The following is a 23974-nucleotide window of genomic DNA, read 5'->3' on the forward strand; positions in this document are numbered from 1 at the left end:
GTCACTGCCCCAGGCCGTACGCGGCGTCGACCTGCTCGCGCAGTTCGAGCAGGCTCCGGTCGGACGTGCCCACCGGCAGCGAGAGCGCGGCCGGCATGCTCTCCAGCCAGAACTCACGGATCACGGCGAGGTGCGGATCACGGCTGAGCACCCGGTGCTCCTCGGCCTCCTTGAGCTTCTTGGCCTCCAGCTCGATCAGGTCGACGAGGGCGAGGAACTCCGGTTCCGGGCGGCGGGGCGTGCGGTCGGCGTCGTCGGGGCTGTGCGACATCAGCTTGGCGGCCAGGTCGCGGCGGCCGCGGTCGTCGTCGTTGAGGATCCACTGCTCGTACGCCTGCAGCACGCTCGACCAGGACGAGAGGGTGCCGAGCGCGGACAGCTTGAGCGTCATCGTCGACGCCTCCTCGGCCCCGAGCCGGATCTCGATGCGGTGCGGGCTGCTCAGGTCGCCGTGCGCCTCGATCCGGCCGTCCCACGCGGCGCAGAGCAGGTGGTGCAGCACGAAACGGCGGTCCTCCCGGCTCATCAGCCGATAGCCGGCGTCGGGCTTGAGCCGGCGCCGCCAGGTCAGGTAGTCGTTCGGCCGGGGGCTGCGCTGGGCGTCCACCCACAGCTTGACCACCCGGCGTACCTCCGGCACCTCGGTGACGCCCATCGCGCTGCGCAGGAGCACGACCACCATCGACTCGCCCGGCACGGCCCGGAACTCGGGCTCGCCCTGCATGTCGATCGGCAGCGCGACCTCCCGGCGCAGGAACCGCTCGATGTCCCGGTTCTCCTGCGCCGCCGGATAGGTGAACAGCGTCTTGAACGGCGCCCGGCCGTCCGGCGCGAATCCGCCCGGCACCAGCTCGGCCAGCTTCTGCCGGAACCGGTTGAGGTCGTCGTCGGTGATCGACCGGCTGCGCCCGACCGCGGCGCTCGACAGCAGGTCCTCCATTCGCGGGATCAGCGCCGGGCGATCGCCGGTCGGTGGGCGCAGCTGCTCGGTCACCGCCTGCTTGATGCGCTGGCGGACGTAGCCGACCGCCTCCAGCGGGTCGTGCCGGCCGGCCTGGTACGCGGCCAGCCAGCCGTCCGCGCCGAGCAGCGCGTTCAGCACGTGACCCTCGTGCGGGTTGGCCGGCAGCTGCTGGGAGTACTGCTGCTTCATCCGGTCGAGCACGGTGCGGTAGAAGCCGCCGAGCCCGTTGTCCTCGGCCGGCAGCAGGTAGGCGACCCCGACGCGGGCCTTGTAGAGATCCTTGCAGCGGGCGTCGAACTGCTGCCGGTCGTCCCGGGCGTGCTGCTGGAACTGCTCGTGCACGGCGACCATCTCGTCCACGTACCCCTGCCAGGGGCGTTCCCAGAGGCGGCGGCTGTCGTTCCAGGCGGCGTTGTAGAGGCGCCGGGTCTGCCACGCGTACCAGTTGTCCTGCTTGCGGACCACCTGCTGAACCTCCGGGTCGGTCATCCGCATCCGGTGGGTGATCCGGCGGCGCAGGTTCCCGGCCTGCGGCGGCGAGGCGGCGTTGAGCCCGGGCGGCGCCGGCGGGGGCTTGAGCCAGTTCTCCAGCAGCGACCGGAAGCCGCCGCGGTCCACGGCGTCCGGCAGCTCGGGGTGGCCGAAGACGACCCGGCGGACCCGGAACAGGTCGATGTCGCGCAGCAACACCTTGGTCGCCGCGGCCGGCTGGATCTTCTGAGCCATCTCGGCGATCGGCATGGCCAGGCTGTCCTGCCCGCGCTCGATGTTGGCCGCCATCGCGTTGGCCCGTTCGGTCAGCGTGTTCAGGACCGCCGGCAACCCGGCCGGGTTCTGGTACGGCGGGATCCGCGACGGCTTGGCCTCGAGCAGGGTGTCCAGCCCGGCGGCGGCGATGAAGTTGCGGATGTGCGTCTTGTTGCTCTCAGCCGCGCCCGGCGGCTTGGTCAGCTCCTCGACCGCGTTGGCCAGCAGGTGCCCGGAGACGATGTCGGTGATCTCGGCCAGTGGCGTGGTCAGCGCCGCGACCGCGCTGGTGGTGACGCCCCGCCGGCCGACACCGGTGTCGGACATCGGGTTGCGTTCGACCGCCTTGTTGATGAAGTCGTCGGCGAAGGTCATGTAGCTCGCGTTCAGGCCGGACGACTGCGCGTCCGGTGGTTCGGCGCTGAGCAGCGAGTCCATCAGGGACACCATCGACCGGTGCAGGTCGTCGCGGCGTACGCCACCGACCGGCCGGCCGAACAGGAACGCGGTCTGGATCATGCTCGGCGGCAGCTGCACCACCTCGGCCGCGGGGTAGTGCACGGACACCGTACGGTGCGTGCTCTCCGCCCCGATGGTCTCGATGCCGCCGCGCGCGTTCTGGTCGTCGATCAGCCGGAACAGTTCGATCAGGGACGAGCCGGCGTTCAGGTCGGCGGGCCGGCCACCGCCCTGGATCTCGTCGAAGGCCGACGGCATCAGCACCAGCGGATAGATCTCGGCATGCTTGCCGCCCCGCTCCATCATGTCGCCGATCAGGTGCAGGTAGTCGTAGAAGATGCCGCTGCCGGTGCCGCCGGCGACCGAGAAGACGACGAAGACCAGGACGGTGTCCAGCCGCTGGGGCTGGCCGCTGATCGCCATCAGGTCACCGGCGGACTTGTTGATGTCGCTGAGCGCCTCGCGCAGCCCGGCCAGCGCGGTGTCGCGGTTGCGGCGCAGCGTCTCGAACAGCACCGCCCGGCCGACCGTCGGCAGCTGGCCCGCGCCGCGCAGCAGCGGACCGACCCGCGGATCGCTGTCCCGGGGCGGCAGCCATCCGATCGTCTCCTCGTCCAGGTTGATCCGCAGGCTCTGCGCCACCTCGGCCGAGTTGCCCAGCCCGGCCGGGACCAGGTCGGTGATCAGCCGCATGGTCTTCTGCGCCGCGTGCTCGTGCTCGCGGCCGGGCACCACCTCACGGCGGACCCGCTGCAGTTCGGCGGCGCTCAGATCGGCGTAGACGAACTGGGTGCAGGCCGGCAGCTGGTACGGCAGCAGCCCGCGGTCGGGCATCCGGGCCTGTAACGCGGTCCCGTCCGGCCCGCACAGACCCTCGCGCAGCCGCTTCTCGAGCTCGGCGCCCACCTTGCAGCCGGTCCCGCCGAGGCCGACGAACATCATCGGTTGGTGGATCTTCTTCATCGGGAGCTGAACGTTGTTCATCAGTACGGTCCTCAGGTCGACGGTCAGCGGAACGGGTTGTTGAGGTCGTCGTCGAACGTGCCTCCGCCGGCCGGCGAGGCCGTGGGCGGTGCGTGGCCGTTCCGGGATTCCCTGGCCGGACCGGCGTCCTGGGCGAACGGGTCGAAGGGATCGCCGGCCGCGAACGGGTCCTGTGGCGCGGTGCTGGTGGGGGCCTCGGCCCGTTGCTCCGGAATCCCACCGGCCGTCGTCGGCGCGGCGCCCGGGAACGGGTTGAAGTCGGGCATCGTGTCCGGGCCGGTCTCGCCGTCGTCGCCGCCGTCCATGACCACGATGGACAGGTCCGGCTCGGACAACTGCCTGCGCGTCCCGGCCGCCAGGGGTGTGCTCTGCTTGTCCGGGCCGATGTAGACGAGGCCGGTGCCGGAGCGCCGGATCGTGTACGCCCCCGGCTCGCGGGCGCCGGCCGGCTGCAGGTGCGGACCGCTGAAGTCGCGGACGACGGTGAACCGCAGCACCTTGCTGTTCGGATCGCCCGGCAGCTCGTCGCTGCGCGCGCCCGAGACAAAGAGCTGCACCGTGATCCCGCGCAGCTTCTTCTCGTCGTCGCGTGCCCGCCAGCGGAGGAACAGCAGCCCCGCGACCACGGCGATCAGCACGGCCAGACCGAGCAGCAGCCAGCGATACCGTTCCCAGACCGTCGGCTTGTGCGTGAACTGGGTCGCGAACAGCCGTTCGGACACCACGACCGACGGGTCGGCGTCGTCGACCAGCCGCAGCGTCGCCGAGCCCGGGCCCTCGGTCGTGGCCTCACCGATCCGCAGCGTGTACGGCACGGTGCTCGCCCCCGGCGCCACGTCGATCACCGGCGGGTCGGCCGCGAGGTCGGTGCCGGCGGACGGGTCGGCCACGACGATCCGCAGCCGGGCCGCCCGGCCGGAGTCGTTCCGCGCGGTGATCCGGCCGGAGATCTCCGAACCCGGGTACGCCTCGGCCCGGTTGACGTCGAACAGGATCGAGGCCGTGAGGTCCAGTCCATCCGGCTGGATCCGGGTGTTCAGCACCCGGGTGTCGCCGCCGATGCCGAGGCCGGTGACCTGTCCGGTGAAGGTGAGATTCCCGGTCGCCGCGTCGGGCAGCCGCACCTTGCCGGCGAAGGTGCCGTCCCGGTCGGCGTCGGACAGCGGGATCTTCTCGGCGGCGGCCAGGCCGGCGCCGTTCATCGTGGCCGTGAAGTTGAGGCCGCTGAGGGCGGCGGCGTCGGTGATGGCCCGGTTGCGGGCCCAGACCTGCATCTCGATGTCGACGCTCTGCCCGGGCGCGGGCTGCGGTGGGTTCACCGTCAGGTACGTACGCACGGCCGCCTGGTAGACGACGGTGGCCGAGACGTCCTCGGCCGCCACGTCGGCCGAGGACAGCCGGATGGTCCAGCGGCCCGGCTTCGGATCCGAGATCTTGATCGTCTCGAGTTCGGTCGACTGGCCGGCGAACTCGAAGTGGGACCCGCCGGCATCGGGCGCCGGTTTGCTCTCACCGGGGGCGAGGTACTCGACCTGGACCCGTTTGTCGCGCTTGTAGACCAGGATCGACGCCTCGCTGGCGATCGCCGGGATGTCACCGTGCAGCTTGGTGTCGCCGCCGCGGGGCACCGCGCCGACGTCCGGCGTCTGGTACTTCACGCAGCTGGCCGAGCTGAACGCCTCGGCCACGGCCGCGGTGAGCTTGGACGAGTCGGAGACGATCCGTTCCCGCGGGTCGCCGGCCGCCGGCGTGCAGCTCTGGCCCCGGGCGAAACCGCTCAGGGCGTCGGGGTCGACCGCGCCGAACCCGAGCGGCCAGACCTGGGCCTTGGCCGCGGCGAGGTCGTCCAGGGTCCGGTTCGCGTCGGCCTGGGCCGCGCCGTTGCGCCGCGCGCCGGTGTCGCCCCAGGCCGGGCTGTTGGCGACGTCGAGTTTGCCGTCGGTGAGCAGGAAGACCACCTTGTGTTCGGACTTGCCGGCCCGGACGTACGACAGCGCCTGCTGCAGCGCCGAGGCGTGGTCGGTGTCGGCGCCCTCACCCGGCGCCCGGCGCTTGAGGCCGGAGATGCAGTTGGCCAGCGCGTCCCGGTCCTGCTCGGCGGTGAGCACGGTCGGCTTGCAGACCACGTCCACAGCGGTCTGGCCGGGTCCGTTGGAGCTGCCGAAACCGACCACGGAGAGTTCCGAGTCGGGTGCCAGCACACTGAAGGCGATGGTGCGGGCGGCCTCGCGTTCCCGGGCGACGTCGGCGTCGCTGAGGCTGCCGGACTCGTCGACCAGCACGACGACCTGCATGGACGGCAGGACCGGATCGTCTTCGCGGGCCCGGGCGGGCTCCGGGCCGGCAAGGCCCAGCGGTCCGCTCAACGCGACCAGGACCAGGAACGCCGGCAGCAGACTCCGCCGGCGGCGGGCCGTGGTGGGCATCGGGGTCACATCCATTCGATAAGGCAAAGAAATGATCGAACACGCAGTTTCACTGAATGCAATTCTGATGGAGTCCGAGCACAGACCCAATCACCCGAAGAAGCCCCGGCATTCACCGTCCGACTATTTCCACATGCAATTCAGAAGCACCGTTCGGACATCAGAAAAAGCCGAACGGACGGCCCCTCAAGGTTTATCCGAGGTACCGATCTGATGAACCCACGCCGACACCGGCCGGGCGCAACCGGCCGCGCCCTCCGGGCAGTGCTGGTAGTTCCAGTACCAGATCAGGCCGAGGCTGATCAGGATCAGCAGCCAGCCGTTGGCCCGGCCCAGCGCCCCGCCCACGGTGGCGGCGGTGTTCCGCACGGCGGTGGTCAGCCCGGCCGCCCAGGACGCGACCATGTCACCGAGGTTGTAGACGACGGCCGGCGCTCGGGCGCCACGCCGCCGGTACCCGTCGGCGACCACCAGCTCGGCCAGCAACAGCACCGCCCCGGCCCCGGCGACGGCCCAGGTCACCACGGTCGCGACAGTCCGGGACAGGAAGCCGCCGAGCTTCTGGACGACGAGCACGAAGCCGATCACCACGGTCAGGATGAACACCGGCAGGAACAGGAAGGAGGCCGCGCCGGCGCCGAAGACGCCGAGGATCCGGGCGACGAACGCGGCGACCAGATCCAACACCTGCGTCATGACGATTCCGATCCGGCCTCGCCGTCGTCGCCCGCGGTCAGCTCGGCCGGCTGACCGGCGGCGTCGGGCGCACCCGCGTACTGGCCGAGAATGTTCTTGAAGCCGTCGACCGCGGCCGCCACCGCGCCGTCGAGCTCCCCGACACGGATCTCCTCCCCGTCGATCAACACCTTGATCGCCTCGATGGCCCGCTGCTTCTCCCGGTCGGCCATCGCCTGCATCTGCGAGACGACCTCCATACCCTTGGCCGGATCCTCCTGCAGGATGAACGCGTACAGCCGCTCCGGACCACCACTGACGATCTCGTTCATCCGCTGCCGCTTCAACGCCTGGATCTCCAGCGCGTGCTCGGTCCGCAGCCGCTCCAGCTCCGAGGTCTCGGCCAGGGCCCCGATGTCGGCGATCACACCGACCCGTTCCTCGGCGATCCGCAGCTGCACATGCACCGCGTCGATCTGGATCCCCCGGTTCGGCAACCGCAACGCCCGCCCACCCACCGTGTTCACCACGTCGGCCTCGGCGTCGGCCGGCTTGTTGTACTGATGCCGCCGGGTGATCGTCGGCAGATGCTGGGTCAGGTACGCCTCGCAGTCACCGTCCGGATCACCGACCTGCTGCCGCACCACCGCCACGGCGTCGCACACCCGCCAGCTGAACCGCACCGTCGCGTCGAAGAACAACGCGTCCCCCGCCGCCGGTAACCGGCACCCGAACGACCCGCCGTGCGGACGGTTGTCCACCACGTACGCCAGCTTCGGGCCCTTCCACCAGGTCTCCCCGGTCGTGTACGGCGGTTCCGGCGCGACCAGCTGGTTGTCCGGCATCTGGAAGACCAGGACCGTGCCCGGCTGCGCGATCGGACGGCGCGCGAACGGCAGCCGCTTGAGCTCCATCGTGTTGAGGATCGGTCCGGACATGGCTATCGCCCCTTCAGGAGTGCGTCCAACAGTCGTCGCGCCGTGTCCGGGGAAGCGGGTTTGCCGGTACGGAGCTTCTCGGCGTGCATGCGCAGCAGGTCGGCCTGCCGCTGGGTCTCGGGCACGGCGCTGAACAGCCGCACGAAGGCACCGCGCAGGCCGGGTTCCCGCTCGGCCGCCAGCGCCCACGACCGCAGCACGATCCGGACGCCGTCGTCGGCGCCGCGCGCGATCAGCGCCGTTCGCCACAGCTTGGCGATCGTCGCGGACATCGCCGGGTCCTGATCGGACAGCCAGAGCAGCAGCGGCCAGGAGACGCCGTCGTCGAAGCGGATCCAGCGGGTCCAGGCCGCCTGTAGGAAGCCGAGGACGCCGGCCGACTGCCGGCCCCGCCGGGTCTCCTCCGACCACCCCGCCAGCAGCTCCAACAGGTCACGCCGCCGGTCCGGTCCGGCCGCCGACAGCAGCTCGCCGACGCTGTCCCCGATCGCGATGGCCAGCCTGCCCTCAGCGCCGGCGGCCAGCTTGGCCAGCAGCTTGTCCGGTCCACCGGCGAGCACCGCGCCGACACTGCCGCCGAGGGCGCGCACGGCCGCGGTGCGCTGGGCCTCGGCGTCGCGGGAAGCCCAGTCGGCGACCAGGCGCATCGTCCGGCCGGCGGTGCCCGGCGTCCGGGCCGGCATGGCCAGCGCGGCCACGGCCAGCTCCCGTTCGTCGCCCCGGCCACTGCCGATCCAAGGCACGATCACGTCCCGGCGGACGGTGTCGAACGCGATGGTGGCCAGGAAGCCGACCGCGCCGGCGGCACGGATGCCGACCGCGACCTCGACGTCGCCAGCGACCTCACGCAGCCAGTCCAGCAGCAGGTCACGGTCGAAGTCGTGCTCCTGCCAGTAGTGCCGGAGCAGCCGCTCGGGATAGCCCGGATCCCAGAACGAGGCGATCTCCAGGGTGGCCGCGCCGTACCGGGTCGACCGGACCTCCTCGGTCAGCGCCGCGCGGGCCTGTTTGAGCCGCTCACGCCGGGGCAGCGGCCGGCGGCGGGGTGCTGGTACGGCGTTCGGCTCCTCGGCCTGCCAGCGCCGCACGAGCAGGGTCGCGGCCCGGGACACCGCGTCGTACGACAGCCCGTTCAGCACCGCCAGCGCGAGGACCAGCGCCCTCATGTCCGGCTCGGCCAGCGTCTCGCTGTCGAACCAGTGCTCGACGGCCTGGTCGGCGCGGACCTCGAAGCGCTCGAGCGCGTCCGCCACCGTGCCCCTCCCCCGGGCGGCCTCGGCCAGGTCGGCGGCCAGCTCGACCAGCCGGTGGACGTCGAAGCGGCCGGCCGTCAGGTCCTTGAGCCGGGCCGCCAGCTCCGTACGCTCGAGCAGCTCGGCGCCCTCCTCGCGCGAGCCCAGCCGGTCCTCGAGGTGGCCGAGCACGACGTCGTAGGCGTCCGGCGGCGCGGCCAGAGCCCGCCAGACCGGCCGGCCGCCGTGCTCCGCCGCCCGTTCCGCGTCGGTGATCACCACCAGCCGCGACCCGGCCGTCCGGAGCCGGTCCTCCAGATCGGCCAGGCTTTGCGGGCGCAGTTCGACCAGCATCCGCGCGTCGGTCGCCTCCAGCACGAAGCCGGCGCCCCCGGGCAGCGCCGCGACCGGCAGATCGGTCAGGGAACCGGCGAAACGCAGCTGGTAGATCGCCTGTCCGGTGCCGAGCAGCCGGACCGCGGTGGCCGTGTTGCCCCACCGCGGCCGGGTCCCCAGCAGCACCAGGCCGCTGCGCCGGACCGGGTCGGCCAGCGCGGCGAACCCGGTGGGCTCGACGTAGACCCGGCCCAGCTCGGTGACCATGCGGTCGCTGAGCTGGTTGAGGATCGGGCGGTCGTGGTCGTCGCCGGAGTTCAGGTAGTGGTCGCCGCCGGCCACGCTGTTGATCTGGATGCCGTCGCCGACGATCATCACGCCGGAGGTGCGGGTGCCGAACTGCGACAGCGCCTCGTCCAGGGCGGTGCTGCGCTCACGGGCGGCGTTGTCGCCACGCTTCTCGCCCTCGGCCTGTTCCCCGAAGGCCGACCGGGTGCTCTTGCCGGCCGTGGCCGCGTCGTCGGTCTTCTCCCCGTCGACCGGCTTGGCCTTGTCCTCGGTCTGGTCAGCCATGGTTGTCCCGGCCCGCGATCCGGTCGATCCGCACCGATCCCGAATTGCCGGGCACGTTGACCACCGACATCGACGGGCGCGGCGGCGGCTCGGTCGCGCGGGGCGCGGGGGCCGGGTCCGGAAACGGCGGCGGCGGTACGCCCGGCACATACGCCCAGCCGTACCCCGTGCTCTCCTTGACGTTGATCGGAATCCGCCGGAACCATCCCGGATCCAGCGACAACCCACCCGCGATGACGTTCTGGTAGAAGGCGTCGGTCAGCAGCACCACCAGGTCCGCCTGCTCGTTCTCGGTCAGCAGGTCACGGCCCGCCTGCGCGTCCAGCAGCCGGGCGCAGTCCTTCAGGGGAATGCCGGCGTACGACCCCTCCTCCTCGCGGACCACGAGCCCGCAGTGCAGCGCCACCCGCAGCCGCAGCCGGCTGTCGGCGTTGGCCCCCTCGCGCTCCTGCCGCAGCTTGATGCCGAGCCGGCTGAGGAAGGGATCGATCAGCCGGTGCGACGCGATGTCGGCCGGCAGCACGAACCGGAAGCCGTCGCCGTCGTCCAGCGGTGTCAGCTTCGCGGTGTCGATGCCCTGGTCGGAAAGCGACTCGGTGAGCATCCGGCGCAGGGCGGCGCGCATTCGGATGAGCAGGTTGTCATTACGCCTGCTCGATTTCTCCACGTCGGTGGCGAGGATGGTATGGAATAGCGGATCTTGCGGCACGCTGGGCTCCCGTTCTGGCGGACGATTTCTCGTCCGATCCGGAGCCCATTCTCAGATCAGGGGGTACGCGGAAAGAATCGTGCGCCGGTGCACAAACGATCACGATGATCGGTTCGCCCGACCGCCTTTCGAACTACCCGTTCCGGGGTCACCCGATCGGGTCTCAGGCGGCGGTCAAGGCGATGATCGCGGCCGCGGCGACCAGGCCCAGAGCGGCCAGCAGGGCGGCCACCGCGACACTGATCGCGCGGTACTTCTGGGTGGCCACGTTGGCGTTGCTGAGGATCTGCCCGGCCAGCGCGGCCAGCAGGGCCGGCCGGTCGGCGTACAGCTCGGTGAGGTCTTTCCCGAAGGCGGCCGCGTCGTGGCCGTACCGGCGGGCGATCGTGCGGTAGAACAGCAGGTTGTTGCTGCCGTGACGATGGTAGAGCCGGGGCCGCAACGCTATGCCGGCCGCCACCGCGGCGGTGACCACGGCGATCGCGGCGGCCGAGGCGACGGTCACGAACAATGCCCCGCCGGAGCGGTTCTGCGAGACCAGGGTAAAGAGCAGGCCACCGAGGACACCGCTCGAGGCGAGCGTCGCCGCCGCCTTCGTCTCGGCGTGTTTGACCAGGTCGATCTGCAGAACCAGGGTGCGCCAGGCGTCGTCGGTGCCGGGTGTCTGCTTCTTCCGGAACGCCATCGGCCTCCTCAGCCCGGGTCGGACCAGCTTCGCAGCTGACCGGCACGCGGGGAAATCGCCGGTTCGGTTGATGCCGGAAAACGTGCATGATGGACGACGGTGGCCGTTGGGGGTGTCATGGCGGAAGGTATCCTGCGGCGGGTCTCCGGCTGGGCCCCCGGGACGTTCCTGGGCGGGCTCGCGCCGGCCGTCGCCGACGAGTTGCTCGGGCTGTGCGCGCGGCGGCGCTACGACCCCGGCCGCGTCCTGCTGCGCGAGGGCGTGACGGGGTCGCACATCGTGGTGCTGGAGAGCGGCTTCGTCAAGGTCACCACCGCGGTCGAGGGTTTCGAGACGCTGCTCGGCATCCGGGTGCCCGGCGAGTTGCTCGGCGAGATCGGCAGCCTGACCGGCAGCCCCCGCAACGCGACGGTGACCACCTGCGGCACCGTACTCGCCGCCGTCGTCACCAAGGCGTCCTTCGAGGAGTTCCTGCGCCGCCACCCCGAAGCGTCCAACCTGGTCATGGCCATGATCGCGCGCCAACTGATGTGGGCCAACCGCCGCCGCAGCGACTTCGCGGCGTTCCCCGCACGGACCCGGCTGGCCCGGCTGCTGACCGAGATCGCCGAGGTCTGCGGCCGCCCCCGCCAGGACGGCACCATCGAGATCGCCGTGCCGCTGAGCCAGCCCGAACTGGCCGCGATGATCGCGATCGCCCGGGCCACGGTGCAGAAGGCGGTGCAGGAGTTGCGTTCGCACAAGCTCATCGGCACCGCGTACCGTCGCATCGTGATCCTCGACCCGGTCGGCCTCACCCGCGTCGCGGAGGGCCGCGCCTGAGCCGGCGCGCGCCTTCAGGGACCGACGCCGCCGTCACTGTTGACAATGGCGTATCGACTCAGGAGGGTGGGTCCTTGCCGCACCGGTGCGGCATGGACATGTTCGTCGAAGGCGACCCCGAGGCCCGCATCTGTGCCGGCCGCCCCTGCCGGGAGGGCGAGTTGCCCGGGCGACTCGGTCCCTTCGGCCCTGCGCTGGTCATCTCCACGGGACTGCACTGAAGACATCCACTTCGGTTCGCTACCGGCAGGAGAACGATGATGTCTGACGACCTGCTCATTCCGAGACGCAAACGGGGCGCGCACGCACTTCGCGCCGGCGCCGTCGTCGTGGCGGCGCTGGCGTTCGTGACGCCCGCCGTCATCGCCGACCCCGTCGCGGCCGCCGGCGCGCGGACCGTCCGGGTCAGCGTCACCAGCTCGCAGCGCCAGGCGCGCGGGATCAGCCTGAACCCGCGGATCAGCGCGAACGGCCGCTACGTCGCCTTCGTCTCCAACGCGCCGAACCTGGCCCCCGGCGGGGCGAAGGACGCGTTCAACGCGTTCGTGCGCGACCGGCAGGCCGGCACGACCAGGCAGGTCAACCTCTCCGGCTCCGGCGCACCGGGCGACGACGGCATCACCGGCGACATCCGGATCAGCGCCGACGGCCGGTACGTCGCGTTCTCCTCGTCGGCCGGGAATCTGGTCCACGGTGACACCAACGGCACCTCCGACGTGTTCGTCCGCGACCTGCAGAGGCAACGCACCACGCGGGTCAGCCTGTCCGGCACCGGCGCGCAGGGCAACGACTTCAGCAGCGGCAGCCTCGGGCTCAGCGCCGACGGCCGGTACGTCGCCTTCGAGTCGTACGCCACCAACCTGGTTCCCGGCGACACCAACGGCTTCGCCGACCTATTCCTGCACGACCGCCGCACCGGCCGGACCAGCCGGGTGAACCTTGGCGACGACGGCAGCCAGGCCAATCACGTGAGCGGGTCGCCGTCCGTCAGCGCCGACGGACGGTACGTCGCCTTCACGTCGTACGCGGGCAACCTGGTGGCCGGCGACACCAACAACCAGTTCGACGTGTTCGTGCGCGACCGCCGCACCGGCCGGACGACGCTGATCAGCCGCACCCCGGCGGGCCGGCCGGGCCAGTTCAACAGCTACGCCTCGTCGATCAGCGCCGACGGCCGGTACGTGGCGTTCACGTCCGACAGCCTCGACCTGGTCGGCGGCGACCTCAACGAGTACAACCACGTGTTCGTCCGGGACCTGCGCATCGGCCGGACCACGCTGGTCAGCGTGTCCAGCTCCGGTCGGCAGGCGAACGACTTCTGCAACCGCGTGACGATGAGCGCCGACGGGCGGTACGTGCTGTTCAGCTCGCGGGCGAACACGCTGGTCCCCGGGGACACCAACGCCGTGGAGGACGTCTTCCTGCGGGACCGGTGGCGCCGCACCACCACGCGGATCAGCCTGACCGACTCGGGCGGCCAGTCCAACGGCTACAGCAGCGGCCCCTCGATCGGCGCCGGCGGGCACATCGTCACCTTCGAGTCCAACGCCGGCAACCTTGTGCCCGGCGACACCAACGCCGAGCCGGACGTCTTCGTCCGCGTCCGGTAGCACGGCCGGTCGCACGCTCCACATCGGAAGGGGACATCTGCTCCCCACTCCGCCCGCTCAGCGCCGCGTCCGCCGGACGCAACCGATCCGCCACCCTCAGCAACCTCGCCCCCGCGACAGTCCCGCCGGGACCCCCTTTGCTCTGAGCACAAATACGCATCGCAGCTCAGCGGCTCGGCCGTCCCGCGGGTCAGGACCGGCCGGTGATGAAGACGTGGTCGGGTAGGTCGGCGCGGTCGAGGTCGGTGTCGCCGGCGATAGACTCTGGATCCCGACCGTGCGGCTGGGCCGCCGGGGTGGTGAACAGCATGGCGATGACGAGTGGGGCGCCGAGCAGGTGTGTCCGCACCGTGTTGCCCCTTTCTCAGGCCCAGCGCAGCACGTGCTCGCCGGGCAGCCGGGTCTGCCGCTCGCGCCAGGCGTCGGCGCCGCCGGGGTGCCCGATGTTCACCAGCAGCAGCGACGTCAGGCGACCGCCGGGGAAGAACTCGCGGTCGACGCCGTCGTGGTCGACGCCGCTCATCGGGCCGGCGTGCAGGCCGGCCGCGCGGACGGCGAGGATGAAGTAGCCGATCTGCAGGCCGGCGCTGAACCGGCCCAGTTGGTCGCGTTGGCCGTCGTCGGCGGCGAGGTGCTCGGCGAGCTGCGGCAGGTGCGGCGCCACCCGGCCGGCGAACTCGTGGTAGGCGCGGTCCAGGGCCAGCACGGCGGTCACCGGCGCGCTGCGTGACTGCACCTGGTTGCGGTCGTTGAGGTGCGGCAGGAGCCGGTCGAAACCTTGGGGGGTACGCACGAAGAGCACGCGAAGAGGCTGGATGTTGAACATCGTCGGTGGCCATTTCGCGAGGTCCCAGATCCGGGTCAGCTGATCGTCGTCGACGCCGGTCGCGGCGAACCGTTTGACGGTGTGCGCCTCGGTGAACATCAGACGCCGGCCGGTGCTGTCGAGCCGCACGGTCACCAGGCGCTCCTGAGGGTCGTGGCCGGGCGGGGCAGGCCGGCGATCCAGTCGGTGACGGTGGCGGCGTAGGTGGCGGGGTCGTGGCCGTGCATCGAGTGCGGCATCTCCGGGAAGGTGTGCAGGGTGAAGGGGTTGCCGGTGGCTTCGACCAGCTGCCGGACCCGGGCGACCTGCTGATCGGTGACCGCGCCGAGGACGTTGCCGGTGTCCGGGTCCACGTGATGGAAGTGGTGGGTGAACAGCACCGGCACCTTGACCTGGCGCAGCATGGCGTCGTGGTCGCAGTTGACGGTGGCCCGGCCGGAGACGAACGCGTCGCCCCATTCGGGGTCGTACTCCCGCAGATCCTGCGGCGGGTCGACCGGCGGCCCGCCGGTGCCGGCCGGTGCCATCCGGTCCAGCGCCGCGAGCATCCAGCCGGGCACCTCACGGCTCATCGCCGTCTTCATGCCGGCGAAGTCGCCGATGCTCCATTGCGGACCGAGCCACTTGTGCCACAGCTGAAACATCGGGGCGACGCCCTGCCGGATGGAGTGCCCGACGGCGGGGTCGGTCTGCGAGGCGAACAACGGCGCGTCCTCGTACACGGCGGCGCGGATCTGACCGAAGGCCGCGTACGCGGACAGCCACGCGGCGATGACGCCACCGGAGGACAACCCGCTGACCACCACCGGCCGTCCGATCACCCGGTCGATGAACCGGACCAGGTCCCCACCGAAGATGTCCACGCTGTACCGGCCGGGCGTCCAAGTCGACCGGCCCTGACCGCGCAGGTCCACCGCGTACACCTGGAATCGGTCTTGCAGTAGCCGCATCGCCGGCTCGTAGCCCCACCACGACTCGGTCTGCGCCGGGATCAGCAGCAACGCGGGCCGGCTCGGGTCACCGGCCACGGCGTAGTTCATCCGAATCTCGCCGAGGTCCACCGTCTGCTCCGGGAACCCGTGCGGAACGAAGATGTCGGCGTGGTCGGCGGCTTCCAGGTAGTTCATCGGACCGGCACCGTTCCGGCCAGCTCAGCGGTCGCGTCCCACACCCGCCGGGCCAGGCCCGGATCGAGACCGGCCCTGCTCTGCTTGCGCAGCTCCGGCCAGCCGCGCAGACCGCCGAGCCCGTCCGGCCCGACGTACGCGTTGCCGGGCACGTCCTGGGTGGCGGCGTAGAGCACGGACAGGGCGCCGCGCTCGGGGTCGTTGGTCAGGAACGTGAGCCGGTTGATCACGTTGGACCGGGAGTGCGCGGCGAGCGAGGTCCGGGCGATGCCGGGGCTGGCCAGCACCGAACGCACCCGCCGGCCGGACGCGTCGAGGCGCCGCTGCAACTCCAGCGAGAACAGCACCACCGCCAGTTTCGAGGCCTGGTAGGCGCCCATCGGGTTGTAGTCGCGGGTACGCCAGTCGAGGTCGGCGACGTCGATCCGGCCCTGCCGGTGCAGCTCGCTGGTCACGTGCACGACCCGGTCGGTGATGTGGTCGAGCAGCAGGGTGGTCAGCAGGAAGGGGCCGGTGTGGTTGGTAGCGGTCTGCAGGTCCAGACCGTCGGGGGTACGCGCGGCCGGGATGTCCATCACCCCGGCGTTGTTGATCAGGACGTCGATGTCGCCGTGCCACCCGGCGGCGAACGCGCGCACCGAGCTCAGATCGGCCACATCGAGCCGCCGGACGTCGAAGTCACCGAACATCCCGGCCACGGCTTGGCGGCCCCGGCCGATGTCCCGTACGCCCAGCACCACCCGGGCGCCGGCCCGGGCGAGCTCACGCGCCGTGATCAGGCCGAGTCCGCGCCCGGCGCCGGTGACAAGCACCGTACGACCGGTCAGATCGGGCAGGTCACGCGCTGTCCATCTGGTCATGACAACTCCTGGTTCTCGAATTTCTCGGCGACCGTCGATCGCCCCATCAGTCCACCGGCGCCCCGGCCGGGCGGGAAGGACTCGTACAACCACTGAATGGCAGGTCATGGTTCAGCGGCGGCGCAGGGCCGAGGATGGCAACCATGGACCGGACATTCGACCGCACGTCCCTGGGCGCCTTCCTGCACACCCGGCGTACAGCGCTGCAACCCGAGGACGTCGGGCTCGTCCGCGGGGAACGCCGCCGCGCCGCCGGCCTGCGCCGGGAGGAGGTGGCCGACCTGTGCACCATGTCGGCCGACTACTTCGCCCGGCTGGAGCGCGGCGACGGCCCGCAGCCCTCGGAACAGATGGTCGCCGCGATCGCCCGCGGCCTGCGGCTCACCCCCGACGAACGCGACCACCTGTTCCTGCTCGCGGGCTACCGGGGCGCCCGCCGGGACCTGCGCTCACGCCACGTCAGCCCCGGCCTGATGCGGGTCATGGACGGCCTGGCCGGCAGCACCGCGCAGATCATGGGACCGCTGGGCGAGACCCTGTTGCAGACGCCGTCGGCCGTGGCGCTGCTGGGCGACCAGACCCGGCACACCGGCGACGCCCGCAGCGCGACCTATCGCTGGTTCACCGATCCGGCCGCCCGGGTTCGCTACGTCGCCGACGACCACCCGCTGCACAGCCGCACCAACGTCGCGCTGCTGCGGGCGGCCGTCACCCGCGACGGGCCGGACTCCGAGGCCGCGGATCTGGCCGAGACCCTGGCCCGGACCAGCGCCGAGTTCGCCGAGCTGTGGGAACGCCACGAGGTGGGCCTGCGCTGGAGCGACACCAAGCGGATGGTGCACCCTCAGGTCGGCCGGCTGGACGTCTACTGCCAGCTCCTCAACGAACCCGACCAGGGCCAGTCGCTGCTCATCTTCACCGCCACCCCCGGCACCGAGAGCCACGAGAAGCTCGCCCTCCTCACCGTGCTCGGCACCGATCAGTTCGCCGCCGGCGTCGAATGAGCCGGCCGTCAGCGGGTGATCCGCAGACTCGAGAAGCCCCTGATGAAGTAGTGCGGCTGCAACTCGGGCGGCCCGGCCACCCGCGCGTCCGGCCACCTGGTCACCAGCGTCCGCAACACCACCTGGGCCTCCGCCCGGCCCAGGGCGGCACCGACACACGCGTGGATCCCACGCCCGAAGGCCAGGTGGGCGGTGGGAACCTTCCGGTCGAGCGCGAAGTCCTCCGGGTCCCGGACCGCGCCGGGATCCCGGTTCGCCGACCCGAAGTGCAGGAACACCCGGTCGCCGGGCCCGAGGTCGACGCCGCCCAGCCGGGCCGGCCGGGTCACCGTACGGGCCATCCCGCCGACCGGGGAATCGAGCCGGGCGGTCTCCTCGACGAACCGGGCCAGCGTGTCGTCATCGGCGAGAAGTTCGCGTCGTTCCGGCGTACCCAGCAATCGGGCCAGCGCCCGGACGATCAGCTGGGCCGTCGTCTCGTGGCCGGCGAAGATGAGACCCGGGAACAACGACAGCAACTCCTGGGCCGGCAACGGGACGGTCTCCGCCGCTTCGGCGGCCAGCACCGCGCTGATCAGGTCGTCGGCCGGATCGGTACGCCGGGCCTCGATCAGATCGGCCATCGCGGTGTGCAGCAGCAGCGCCGAGTTCGCGAGCCGGAGCTGATGGTCCAGGTCCAGGCCCTCCAGCTCCGCGCCGTGCAGCCGTCCCCAGTCCTGCGACCAGCCGAAGAACTCGTCCCGCGACGCCGCCGGCACGCCGATCACGTCGAAGATGACGTCGAGGCTGAGCGGAAGGGCGATGTCGGTCAGGGCGTCGACCGGCGTCCCGGCCGGGAGTCCGTCGAGCAGGGCGGCGGTCCGGCGTTCCATTCCCGGCATCATCGCGCGGACCTGCCGGCGGCTGAACGCCGAGACCAGCACCGACTTCATCCGCCGGTGCTGCGGCTCGTCCCAGCCGATCAGCGTCGCCCCCTCGGGCACCCGGCCGGCCAGAACCTCCGCGATCTCCTTCCGGGGCGGATTGCCGAGTACGCCGACCGAGCTGAACGTGGCCGGGTCCTCGAGCGCCCGGGTCACGTCGTCGGCGCGGGTCACCACCCAGGCCTGCAGGAGGCTGCTGAAGAAGACCGGCCGATGCTCGCGGGCGGCGGCCAGAACCTCGTCCATCACCTCCTGACCGGAGGTGGTGAACGGATTGAAGAGCGGGTCCAGGTCGGACTCTGTCGGTGCGGTCATGCGCCCAGCGTGGCCGGGCGGCGTGCGCCGACGGGCAATTCCGTCCGCTGGATGGACAGTGGGGGTGGATCGGCACCGGAGGCGACCGATAGGAAGGTGACATGACGGCTGAGCGGGATCCCGGCGCCGACCGCCCGGAACCGGGCCGCGGCGTCATCGACGGCGCGTTCCGGCTGCTCCGGCTGCTTCCCGAGGTGACCGGCGAGCATCAGCTCAACCAGCTGGCGGAGCTGTCCGGAATTCCCCGCCCGTCGGTCTACCGGCTGATGGCCCAGCTGCACCGGGTGGGCGCCGTCGACCTCGTCGGCCGGCGCTACGTCGTCGGGCCGTCGATCACCGAGCTCGGCCGCCGGGCGGAACCGGCCAAGGGGCTGCGCCGCCGTGCTCTGCCGTACATGTCCGCGCTGCGGCAGCGGACCGGTGCCTGCGTGTCCCTGGTCGGCCCGAGCAGCCAGGGCGCGGTCGTCCTCGAGGTGCTGCCCGGCCGGGAGCAGCTGCCCGTGAACATCCACGCCGGGCGGGTACTGCCCGACCTGGCCGCGGCCGCCCTCATCCTCAGCTCGGCCGACCTCCCCGGCCGCGTCGACCCCATCCGCCGGACCGCGGTCGACCACCAGCACATCGTCCCCGGCCTGCACTGTTTCGCCACCGCCATCACGCTTCCGGACGGCGGTCAGGCCGCCCTGCAGATCGCCACCAGCGTGCCGATCATCGGCGTGGACGAGCTGCGCCTGACCCAGGAGGCGAGTCATCGGATCGGGGCGGCCCTCCGGCCGCGGTGAGCCCGGCGCGGCCAGGTTTCGGCGCGCGGCGCCCGGCGTTGACACATCCGGCCCCACCTCGGATGCTCCGGACATGCGCGAGATCGCCTCCGGGCTGGCGGCCTGGCGTGCCGCCGGGGTCCGCTTCGCCCTCGCCACGGTGGTGCGCACCTTCAACTCGGCGCCCCGCGGACCGGGCGCCGCGATGGCCGTGGCCGAGACCGGCGAGGTGCTCGGCAGCGTGTCCGGCGGCTGCGTCGAGGGCGCGGTGTACGAGTTGGCCCAGGCCGCCCTGACGTCCGGCGAGAGCACCCTGCGGCAGTACGGGGTCAGCGCCGACGAGGCCTTCGAGGTCGGCCTGACCTGCGGCGGCACCATCGACATCCTGATCCAGCCGGCCGGCGATCCGGCGTTCGGCGAGGTCCTCGACGCGATCCGGGCCGGCCGGCCGGTCGCGCTGGTCACGGCCCACGGCCACCACCTGGTGGTACGCCCCGGCGGCTGGACCGGCGACCTCGGCGACCCCGAGCTGACCCGGGCGGCCGGCTGGACCGCGACCGGAATGCTGGCCCAGGGCCGGACCGCGATGATCGAGGTCTGCGGCGACGCCGAGGTTTTCGTCCAGTCGTACGCCCCGCCGCCGCGGATGCTGATCTTCGGCGCCAACGATTTCGCCGCGGCGGTCGCCCGCATCGGCGAGTTCCTCGGCTACCACGTCGTGGTCTGCGACGCCCGCCCGGTCTTCGCCACCGGCGAGCGCTTCCCGGCCGCCGACGAGGTCGTGGTCCAGTGGCCGCACAGGTATCTGGAGACGGCCGAGGTGGACGAGCGCACCGTGATCTGCGTACTCACCCACGACCCGAAGTTCGACGTGCCGCTGCTGGAGGCGGCGCTGCGCACCCCGGCCCGGTACATCGGCGTGATGGGCAGCCGCCGCACCCACGCCTACCGCCGCCAGCGCCTGCTCGATCTCGGCGTCCCGCATGCCTCGCTGGACCGGCTGGCCGCTCCGATCGGCCTCGACCTGGGCGCGCGTACCCCCGAGGAGACGGCCGTGGCCATCGCGGCCGAGATCATCGCCCTGACCGGCAACGGCACCGGCCGCCGCCTCACCGAGCTGCACGCCCCCATTCACCGCTGAGAAGCGTCGTCGACCACGACACTCGTTCTTGCGCTGGCGTCGCCGCAGTCGACCGCGCCGGTCGCCGGGTCGGCCGGGCGACGCACCTCTCTCAGGCAGTCGTCGCCACGGCCGCGTCCGATCTGCTCGCCGATCCCTCCGAACCTAATACGGTTCGGCGTGCAGGACCTGGTGCAGGGTGCGCGGTGGCACGCCTGTGAGGTCCCGCACGGTCGTGGTGGTGCGGTTCTCGGCGCCGTCGGCGATCGCGGTGTCGAGGGCGGCCAGCAGCTCGGCGAAGGCCGAGGGTGTGCCGTGCCGGCGGAGATGGCCGGCGAGCTCGGTCTCACTGACCCGACGGTGGCGGACACCGCGGCCGGTGACGGTGGTGAGCGCCGCGGCGACCTCGTCGAAGGAGAGCGGTTCGGGGCCGGTCAGCACGAGGTCGTGGGGTGGCGCCTCCGGGGTGGTGAGGACGTGGCCGGCGACCGCGGCGATATCGCCGGGATCGATGAACGGGACCCGGCCGTCGCCGGTGGCGCTGATCAGCTCGCCGTTCCGGCGGGCGGTCTCGGCGTGCAGGTGGCCACCGGTGAAGTTGGTGGCGAACCAGGAGGGGCGCAGCACTGTCCACTCCGGAAGGTGCGCGCCGGCGAGCGGGCCGAGCCCGCCGACGCCGGGCGAGCCGACCGGGATGGCGGACGAGCCGAGCAGCACGATCCGGGTGACGCCCGCGTCCCGGGCCGCCTCCAGGAACGGGGTGACGATCGGGGCCGGGTCCACAACTCCCAGCGGGGCGATCAGATAGATGGACCGGACGTCGCGCACCGCCGCGGAGAACGTGCCCGGGTCGGCCCAGTCGAAACGCACATCGGCGCCGGTACGGCCGGCGCGCCGGATCGGCACTCCGGACGCCTCGAGGCGGCGGGCGAGACGGCTGCCCGTGGTGCCGCTCGCGCCGGTGATCAGGATGGTCACGCGGCACTCAGCTCGGCCATCGCGAGCGGGTTCCAGTAGTCGCGGTAATGCCGGATGCGGCCGCCGGCGATGGTGAGGACCGCGATATACCGCGCGGTGTAGGGCTTCCCGGTGGCGACGACGAGGCCCGAGGCGGCCATCTCGGCCACGATGACCTGCGGGTCCGTGGTCTCGTGGACTGTCACGTCGTGGATGCGCCGGATGTCGAGCCAGTCGGTGTAGCCCGCGAGGTAGGCCTCGACGGCGGCCCGGCCGTCCAGGCGCTGCGGCCGGTCGGACGGCGCGAACGGGAATTCCATCACGGCATCGTCGGCGTACAGCGCGGTGAACGCGGCCATGTCGTGAGCCAGCAGTGCCTCGGTGGCGCGTTGGAACACGGCTACCGGGTTTTCGGGCATGATGCCTCCCCATAGAATGCGGACCAGCGGTCCGCATTAACCTTAGCGGACCGCCGGTCCGTTTTGAACAGGGGTGGAGCCGTGCGCGCTGACAAAGCACGTAACCAGGAGGCGGTGCTGGCGGCCGCCGGCCGGCTCTTCGACGCGGCGGCCGAGCCGGACGAGGTGTCGATGGACGCGGTCGCGGCCGAGGCGGGCGTCGGCAAGGGCACGATCTTCCGCGGCTTCGGTGACCGGCGCGCGCTGATCACGGCGCTCTACCACCAGCGCATCACGGCCGAGTTCGCCGGCGGTCCGCCGTCACCGTCCGGGACGGCGGCCACGGGCGCGGCGGACGCCCTGGAGCTGCTGCTGCGCACCTGGCGGTTCAAGCAGCGCAACCGGGTGCTGGCCCTCGCCCTGGAACGCGAAGGCTTCGGCAGCCCGTACCAGAACGAGGGCTACGAGTGGCTGCACACCCAGCTCACCACATTGATCTCAGGCGTCCGCGGCGCCGCGAGCGCGGACTTCCTGGCGCACGCGCTGCTGGCCGCCGTCCGCAGCGACCTGGTAGAGCATGTGCGCGGTCAGCGGGGCATGGATCCGGAGGCGGGACTCCGCGCTCTGGTCAACGCGATCTTCGCGTGATCGCACCGCCCGCTCGCCGCGGTGCCGGCCGAAGGGTTCATCGCCGAAGCCACCGCGCCCAGCGGGGTGCCCTCAAGCTCGACGCCAGCGGGTCTTGACCACAGCCTGGAGCGGTCCGGCCAGGAACAGGAGCAGGAACGCCCAGTAGCTGACCGTATCGGCGAAGATGCAGCCGATCAGCGTCGCCACCAGCATCGACACGAACACCGAGACGTTGCCCAGCACATGCTCACGCGTGGCCGGCGTCTCCGGGTTGTTCAGTTCCTGGTGGCGATACACGTAAATGGCCAGCATCATCATCGACCCGCTGGTCAGCAGCAGGGTGCCGCCGTACAGGCCCACGGTGGCGGGCGAGCTGTCGAGCGCGGTCGTGATCGCGGTCGTGATCGGCATGAACACGATCGCGAACATCCACAGCTGGCTCCACCGCACGATCGGGAGGGTGAGCGCGGCGATGTGCCGGAACATCTTGTGATGGCCCCACCAGAACTGCGAGATCACGGCGAAACTCAGGACGAACGCGCCGAACTGGGCGAGGTGGTCGTGCACGAGCGCACCGAACGACTCGCCCTCTTCCACATCCGAGATCGTCTCCAGGAGCGGGAGGATCAACAACGTCAGCGCGATCGCCGCGACCGCATCGAGGAACGTCACGAAACGCTCCGGGCTGCCGACTGTCTTGTCTTTGATCGTTTCAGTCACGGGCGACAGTATGCCAACGGCCGGGCCCACGCGTTCCGCAGGACCTCGGCCGCCGCCGCTGTCCACGATCCGGGCCTTGGCGCCGCCGCGCCGACCGTGATCACGCAACCGACGACTCCATCTCTCGCAAGCCGGTCGAGAAGCCGATCTGCGGCTGATAACCGAGAACGGTCCGGGCAGCACTGATGTCGTAGCTGCGATCGCGGCCCAGCACCGCGACCAGCCACCTGGTCAACGGGGGCGGCGACGTTCGGCGAAACAGGCGGGCGCCGCCCTCCATGATGGCCGCCATCGACTCGGCCAGCGCCAGCGGGACACTGCGGGTGCCGGAGACGTCGACACCCTGAGTTGCCAGAAGGCCGGTGAGGAAGTCGCGGACCGGCATCGGAGTGCCGTCGGTGACGTAGTACGAATCGCCGTGCCGGCCTCGGGTGAGCGCCAGTTGGACCGCGTGCGCGAGGTTACCGGCATGGATGAAATCGATGGTGTGCCGGCCGTTGTCGATCCAGCGGAAGCTTCCTTTGGCGACCGCGTCGGCCGTTTCCCTGATGTTCATCCCGGAACCCCAGATGAAGGGCGGCCGCAGGATGACCAACGTCGTTCGCGCCGGCGGCTCGTCGCGCATCGCGTTCTCGGTGGCCAGCTTGACGCGGCTGTACGCGACGTTCGGCGTACCGTTGTCGGTCTGCTCGTCGACCACGGCCGCGCGTTGGGTGCCGGTGGACACGCTCGCGGCGCTGATGACGACAAAACGCGGAACCTTCGCCTCGACCGCGGCGCGATACAGCGCGACAGCCGGGACGAGGTTGTCGGCCCGAAAGGCCGCCTCCGCACCCCAGAACTCCATCCGCGCCGCGGCATGCACGACGGCGTCGGCGCTGCGAAGGTGCTCGAGCCAGACCGGCGGAGCAGCCGACGTACGCCGCTCGGCCAGCTCGTTCAAGTCGCCCGGCACCGGCTCGGCTCCGGCCTCGATGACCTTCTTCTCGCCGGCGGCGGATCGGGCCAGGGCGTGGACGGTGTGGCCCTCCGAGCACAGCCGGCGAATCAGGTGCCGGCCGACGAAGCCACTTCCACCGGTCAGGAAGACACGCATGAGCAGTCCCCTCGTTCCAAGGTGCGGTTGTGCGGTAAGACGAGCGCACCTCGGCCGGCGTTCAGCGCTCCTTCGCG

Annotated in this window: 22 protein-coding genes; 6 read left to right on the forward strand and 16 right to left on the reverse strand. The window is 71.4% G+C overall.

Going from position 1 to position 23974, the window contains the following annotated elements:
- Position 1: 1 nt before the first annotated feature.
- The 7 genes from ACGFIO_RS27460 to ACGFIO_RS27490 all read right to left on the reverse strand — a co-directional run bounded on the left by ACGFIO_RS27460 (position 2) and on the right by ACGFIO_RS27490 (position 10728).
- Positions 2-3154 (reverse strand): tubulin-like doman-containing protein, encoded by a 3153-nt coding sequence (locus tag ACGFIO_RS27460; RefSeq protein ID WP_392829901.1) that lies wholly within the window; start codon positions 3152-3154, stop codon positions 2-4.
- Between the two features lie 23 nt (positions 3155-3177).
- Entirely contained in the window at positions 3178-5595 is a 2418-nt protein-coding gene (locus tag ACGFIO_RS27465) for a vWA domain-containing protein (RefSeq protein ID WP_392829903.1), read from the reverse strand.
- Between the two features lie 171 nt (positions 5596-5766).
- Complete coding sequence (locus ACGFIO_RS27470) at positions 5767-6276, reverse strand: hypothetical protein (protein WP_392829905.1); 510 nt, start codon at positions 6274-6276, stop codon at positions 5767-5769.
- Positions 6273-7193: a hypothetical protein gene (locus ACGFIO_RS27475; protein ID WP_392829907.1), complete on the reverse strand. Its 921-nt coding sequence runs from the start codon at positions 7191-7193 to the stop codon at positions 6273-6275. The genes ACGFIO_RS27470 and ACGFIO_RS27475 overlap by 4 nt, the downstream gene beginning before the upstream one ends.
- Positions 7194-7195: 2 nt before the next feature.
- Positions 7196-9334 carry a hypothetical protein gene (locus ACGFIO_RS27480; protein ID WP_392829909.1) on the reverse strand — a complete coding sequence of 713 codons (2139 nt, stop codon included), beginning with the start codon at positions 9332-9334 and terminating at the stop codon, positions 7196-7198.
- Complete coding sequence (locus tag ACGFIO_RS27485) at positions 9327-10001, reverse strand: hypothetical protein (protein WP_392829911.1); 675 nt, start codon at positions 9999-10001, stop codon at positions 9327-9329. The genes ACGFIO_RS27480 and ACGFIO_RS27485 overlap by 8 nt, the downstream gene beginning before the upstream one ends.
- 205 nt (positions 10002-10206) lie before the next feature.
- Complete coding sequence (locus ACGFIO_RS27490; protein WP_392829913.1) at positions 10207-10728, reverse strand: Pycsar system effector family protein; 522 nt, start codon at positions 10726-10728, stop codon at positions 10207-10209.
- A gap of 117 nt (positions 10729-10845) precedes the next feature.
- On the opposite strand from ACGFIO_RS27490, the gene ACGFIO_RS27495 reads away from it, so the two are divergent.
- Together ACGFIO_RS27495 and ACGFIO_RS27500 are read left to right on the forward strand one after the other, a co-directional pair.
- Positions 10846-11550, forward strand: a complete 705-nt coding sequence (locus tag ACGFIO_RS27495; RefSeq protein ID WP_392829915.1) for a Crp/Fnr family transcriptional regulator — start codon at positions 10846-10848, stop codon at positions 11548-11550.
- 257 nt (positions 11551-11807) lie between these two features.
- Positions 11808-13160 (forward strand): TolB family protein, encoded by a 1353-nt coding sequence (locus ACGFIO_RS27500; protein WP_392829917.1) that lies wholly within the window; start codon positions 11808-11810, stop codon positions 13158-13160.
- Positions 13161-13350: 190 nt separating this feature from the next.
- Here ACGFIO_RS27500 and ACGFIO_RS27505 read toward each other — a convergent pair whose 3' ends face one another.
- The 4 genes from ACGFIO_RS27505 to ACGFIO_RS27520 are packed head-to-tail and all read right to left on the reverse strand — an operon-like array spanning position 13351 to position 15973.
- A complete protein-coding gene (locus ACGFIO_RS27505) occupies positions 13351-13509 on the reverse strand; it encodes a hypothetical protein (RefSeq protein ID WP_392829919.1) in 159 nt (52 codons plus the stop codon).
- 15 nt (positions 13510-13524) lie between these two features.
- Positions 13525-14121: a malonic semialdehyde reductase gene (locus tag ACGFIO_RS27510; RefSeq protein WP_392829920.1), complete on the reverse strand. Its 597-nt coding sequence runs from the start codon at positions 14119-14121 to the stop codon at positions 13525-13527.
- Positions 14118-15113, reverse strand: coding sequence for an alpha/beta fold hydrolase (locus tag ACGFIO_RS27515; protein WP_392829921.1), 996 nt, complete (start codon positions 15111-15113; stop codon positions 14118-14120). Before ACGFIO_RS27515 ends, ACGFIO_RS27510 begins: the two co-directional genes overlap by 4 nt.
- The gene (locus ACGFIO_RS27520; protein ID WP_392829923.1) at positions 15110-15973 is read right to left on the reverse strand and encodes an SDR family NAD(P)-dependent oxidoreductase; all 864 of its coding nucleotides are present in this window, start codon (positions 15971-15973) and stop codon (positions 15110-15112) included. Before ACGFIO_RS27520 ends, ACGFIO_RS27515 begins: the two co-directional genes overlap by 4 nt.
- Before the next feature lie 143 nt (positions 15974-16116).
- Between ACGFIO_RS27520 and ACGFIO_RS27525 the strand changes: the two genes are divergently transcribed.
- Entirely contained in the window at positions 16117-16977 is an 861-nt protein-coding gene (locus ACGFIO_RS27525; RefSeq protein ID WP_392829925.1) for a helix-turn-helix transcriptional regulator, read from the forward strand.
- Positions 16978-16985: 8 nt separating this feature from the next.
- Here ACGFIO_RS27525 and ACGFIO_RS27530 read toward each other — a convergent pair whose 3' ends face one another.
- Positions 16986-18215, reverse strand: coding sequence for a cytochrome P450 (locus tag ACGFIO_RS27530; protein WP_392829927.1), 1230 nt, complete (start codon positions 18213-18215; stop codon positions 16986-16988).
- A gap of 101 nt (positions 18216-18316) precedes the next feature.
- Here ACGFIO_RS27530 and ACGFIO_RS27535 point away from each other — a divergent pair, with 101 nt between their 5' ends.
- Together ACGFIO_RS27535 and ACGFIO_RS27540 are read left to right on the forward strand one after the other, a co-directional pair.
- Positions 18317-18997: a helix-turn-helix domain-containing protein gene (locus tag ACGFIO_RS27535; protein ID WP_392829929.1), complete on the forward strand. Its 681-nt coding sequence runs from the start codon at positions 18317-18319 to the stop codon at positions 18995-18997.
- Between the two features lie 73 nt (positions 18998-19070).
- On the forward strand, positions 19071-20117 hold the full coding sequence (locus ACGFIO_RS27540; protein ID WP_392829930.1) for an XdhC family protein: 1047 nt from the start codon (positions 19071-19073) through the stop codon (positions 20115-20117).
- 144 nt (positions 20118-20261) lie between these two features.
- On the opposite strand, the gene ACGFIO_RS27545 is transcribed toward ACGFIO_RS27540, so the two are convergent.
- Together ACGFIO_RS27545 and ACGFIO_RS27550 are read right to left on the reverse strand one after the other, a co-directional pair.
- Complete coding sequence (locus ACGFIO_RS27545) at positions 20262-21074, reverse strand: ergot alkaloid biosynthesis protein (RefSeq protein WP_392829932.1); 813 nt, start codon at positions 21072-21074, stop codon at positions 20262-20264.
- Positions 21071-21472, reverse strand: coding sequence for a nuclear transport factor 2 family protein (locus ACGFIO_RS27550; RefSeq protein ID WP_392829934.1), 402 nt, complete (start codon positions 21470-21472; stop codon positions 21071-21073). The genes ACGFIO_RS27545 and ACGFIO_RS27550 overlap by 4 nt, the downstream gene beginning before the upstream one ends.
- An 81-nt stretch (positions 21473-21553) precedes the next feature.
- Here ACGFIO_RS27550 and ACGFIO_RS27555 point away from each other — a divergent pair, with 81 nt between their 5' ends.
- On the forward strand, positions 21554-22099 hold the full coding sequence (locus ACGFIO_RS27555; RefSeq protein ID WP_392829936.1) for a TetR/AcrR family transcriptional regulator: 546 nt from the start codon (positions 21554-21556) through the stop codon (positions 22097-22099).
- A 72-nt stretch (positions 22100-22171) separates the two neighbouring features.
- Here ACGFIO_RS27555 and ACGFIO_RS27560 read toward each other — a convergent pair whose 3' ends face one another.
- Both ACGFIO_RS27560 and ACGFIO_RS27565 read right to left on the reverse strand, forming a co-directional pair.
- Positions 22172-22867: a TMEM175 family protein gene (locus ACGFIO_RS27560; RefSeq protein WP_392829938.1), complete on the reverse strand. Its 696-nt coding sequence runs from the start codon at positions 22865-22867 to the stop codon at positions 22172-22174.
- Positions 22868-22901: 34 nt separating this feature from the next.
- Entirely contained in the window at positions 22902-23897 is a 996-nt protein-coding gene (locus tag ACGFIO_RS27565; RefSeq protein WP_392829939.1) for an NAD-dependent epimerase/dehydratase family protein, read from the reverse strand.
- Positions 23898-23974 lie beyond the last annotated feature (77 nt).

It is taken from the genome of Actinoplanes sp. NPDC049265, assembly GCF_043197135.1.
Lineage (GTDB): Bacteria > Actinomycetota > Actinomycetes > Mycobacteriales > Micromonosporaceae > Actinoplanes.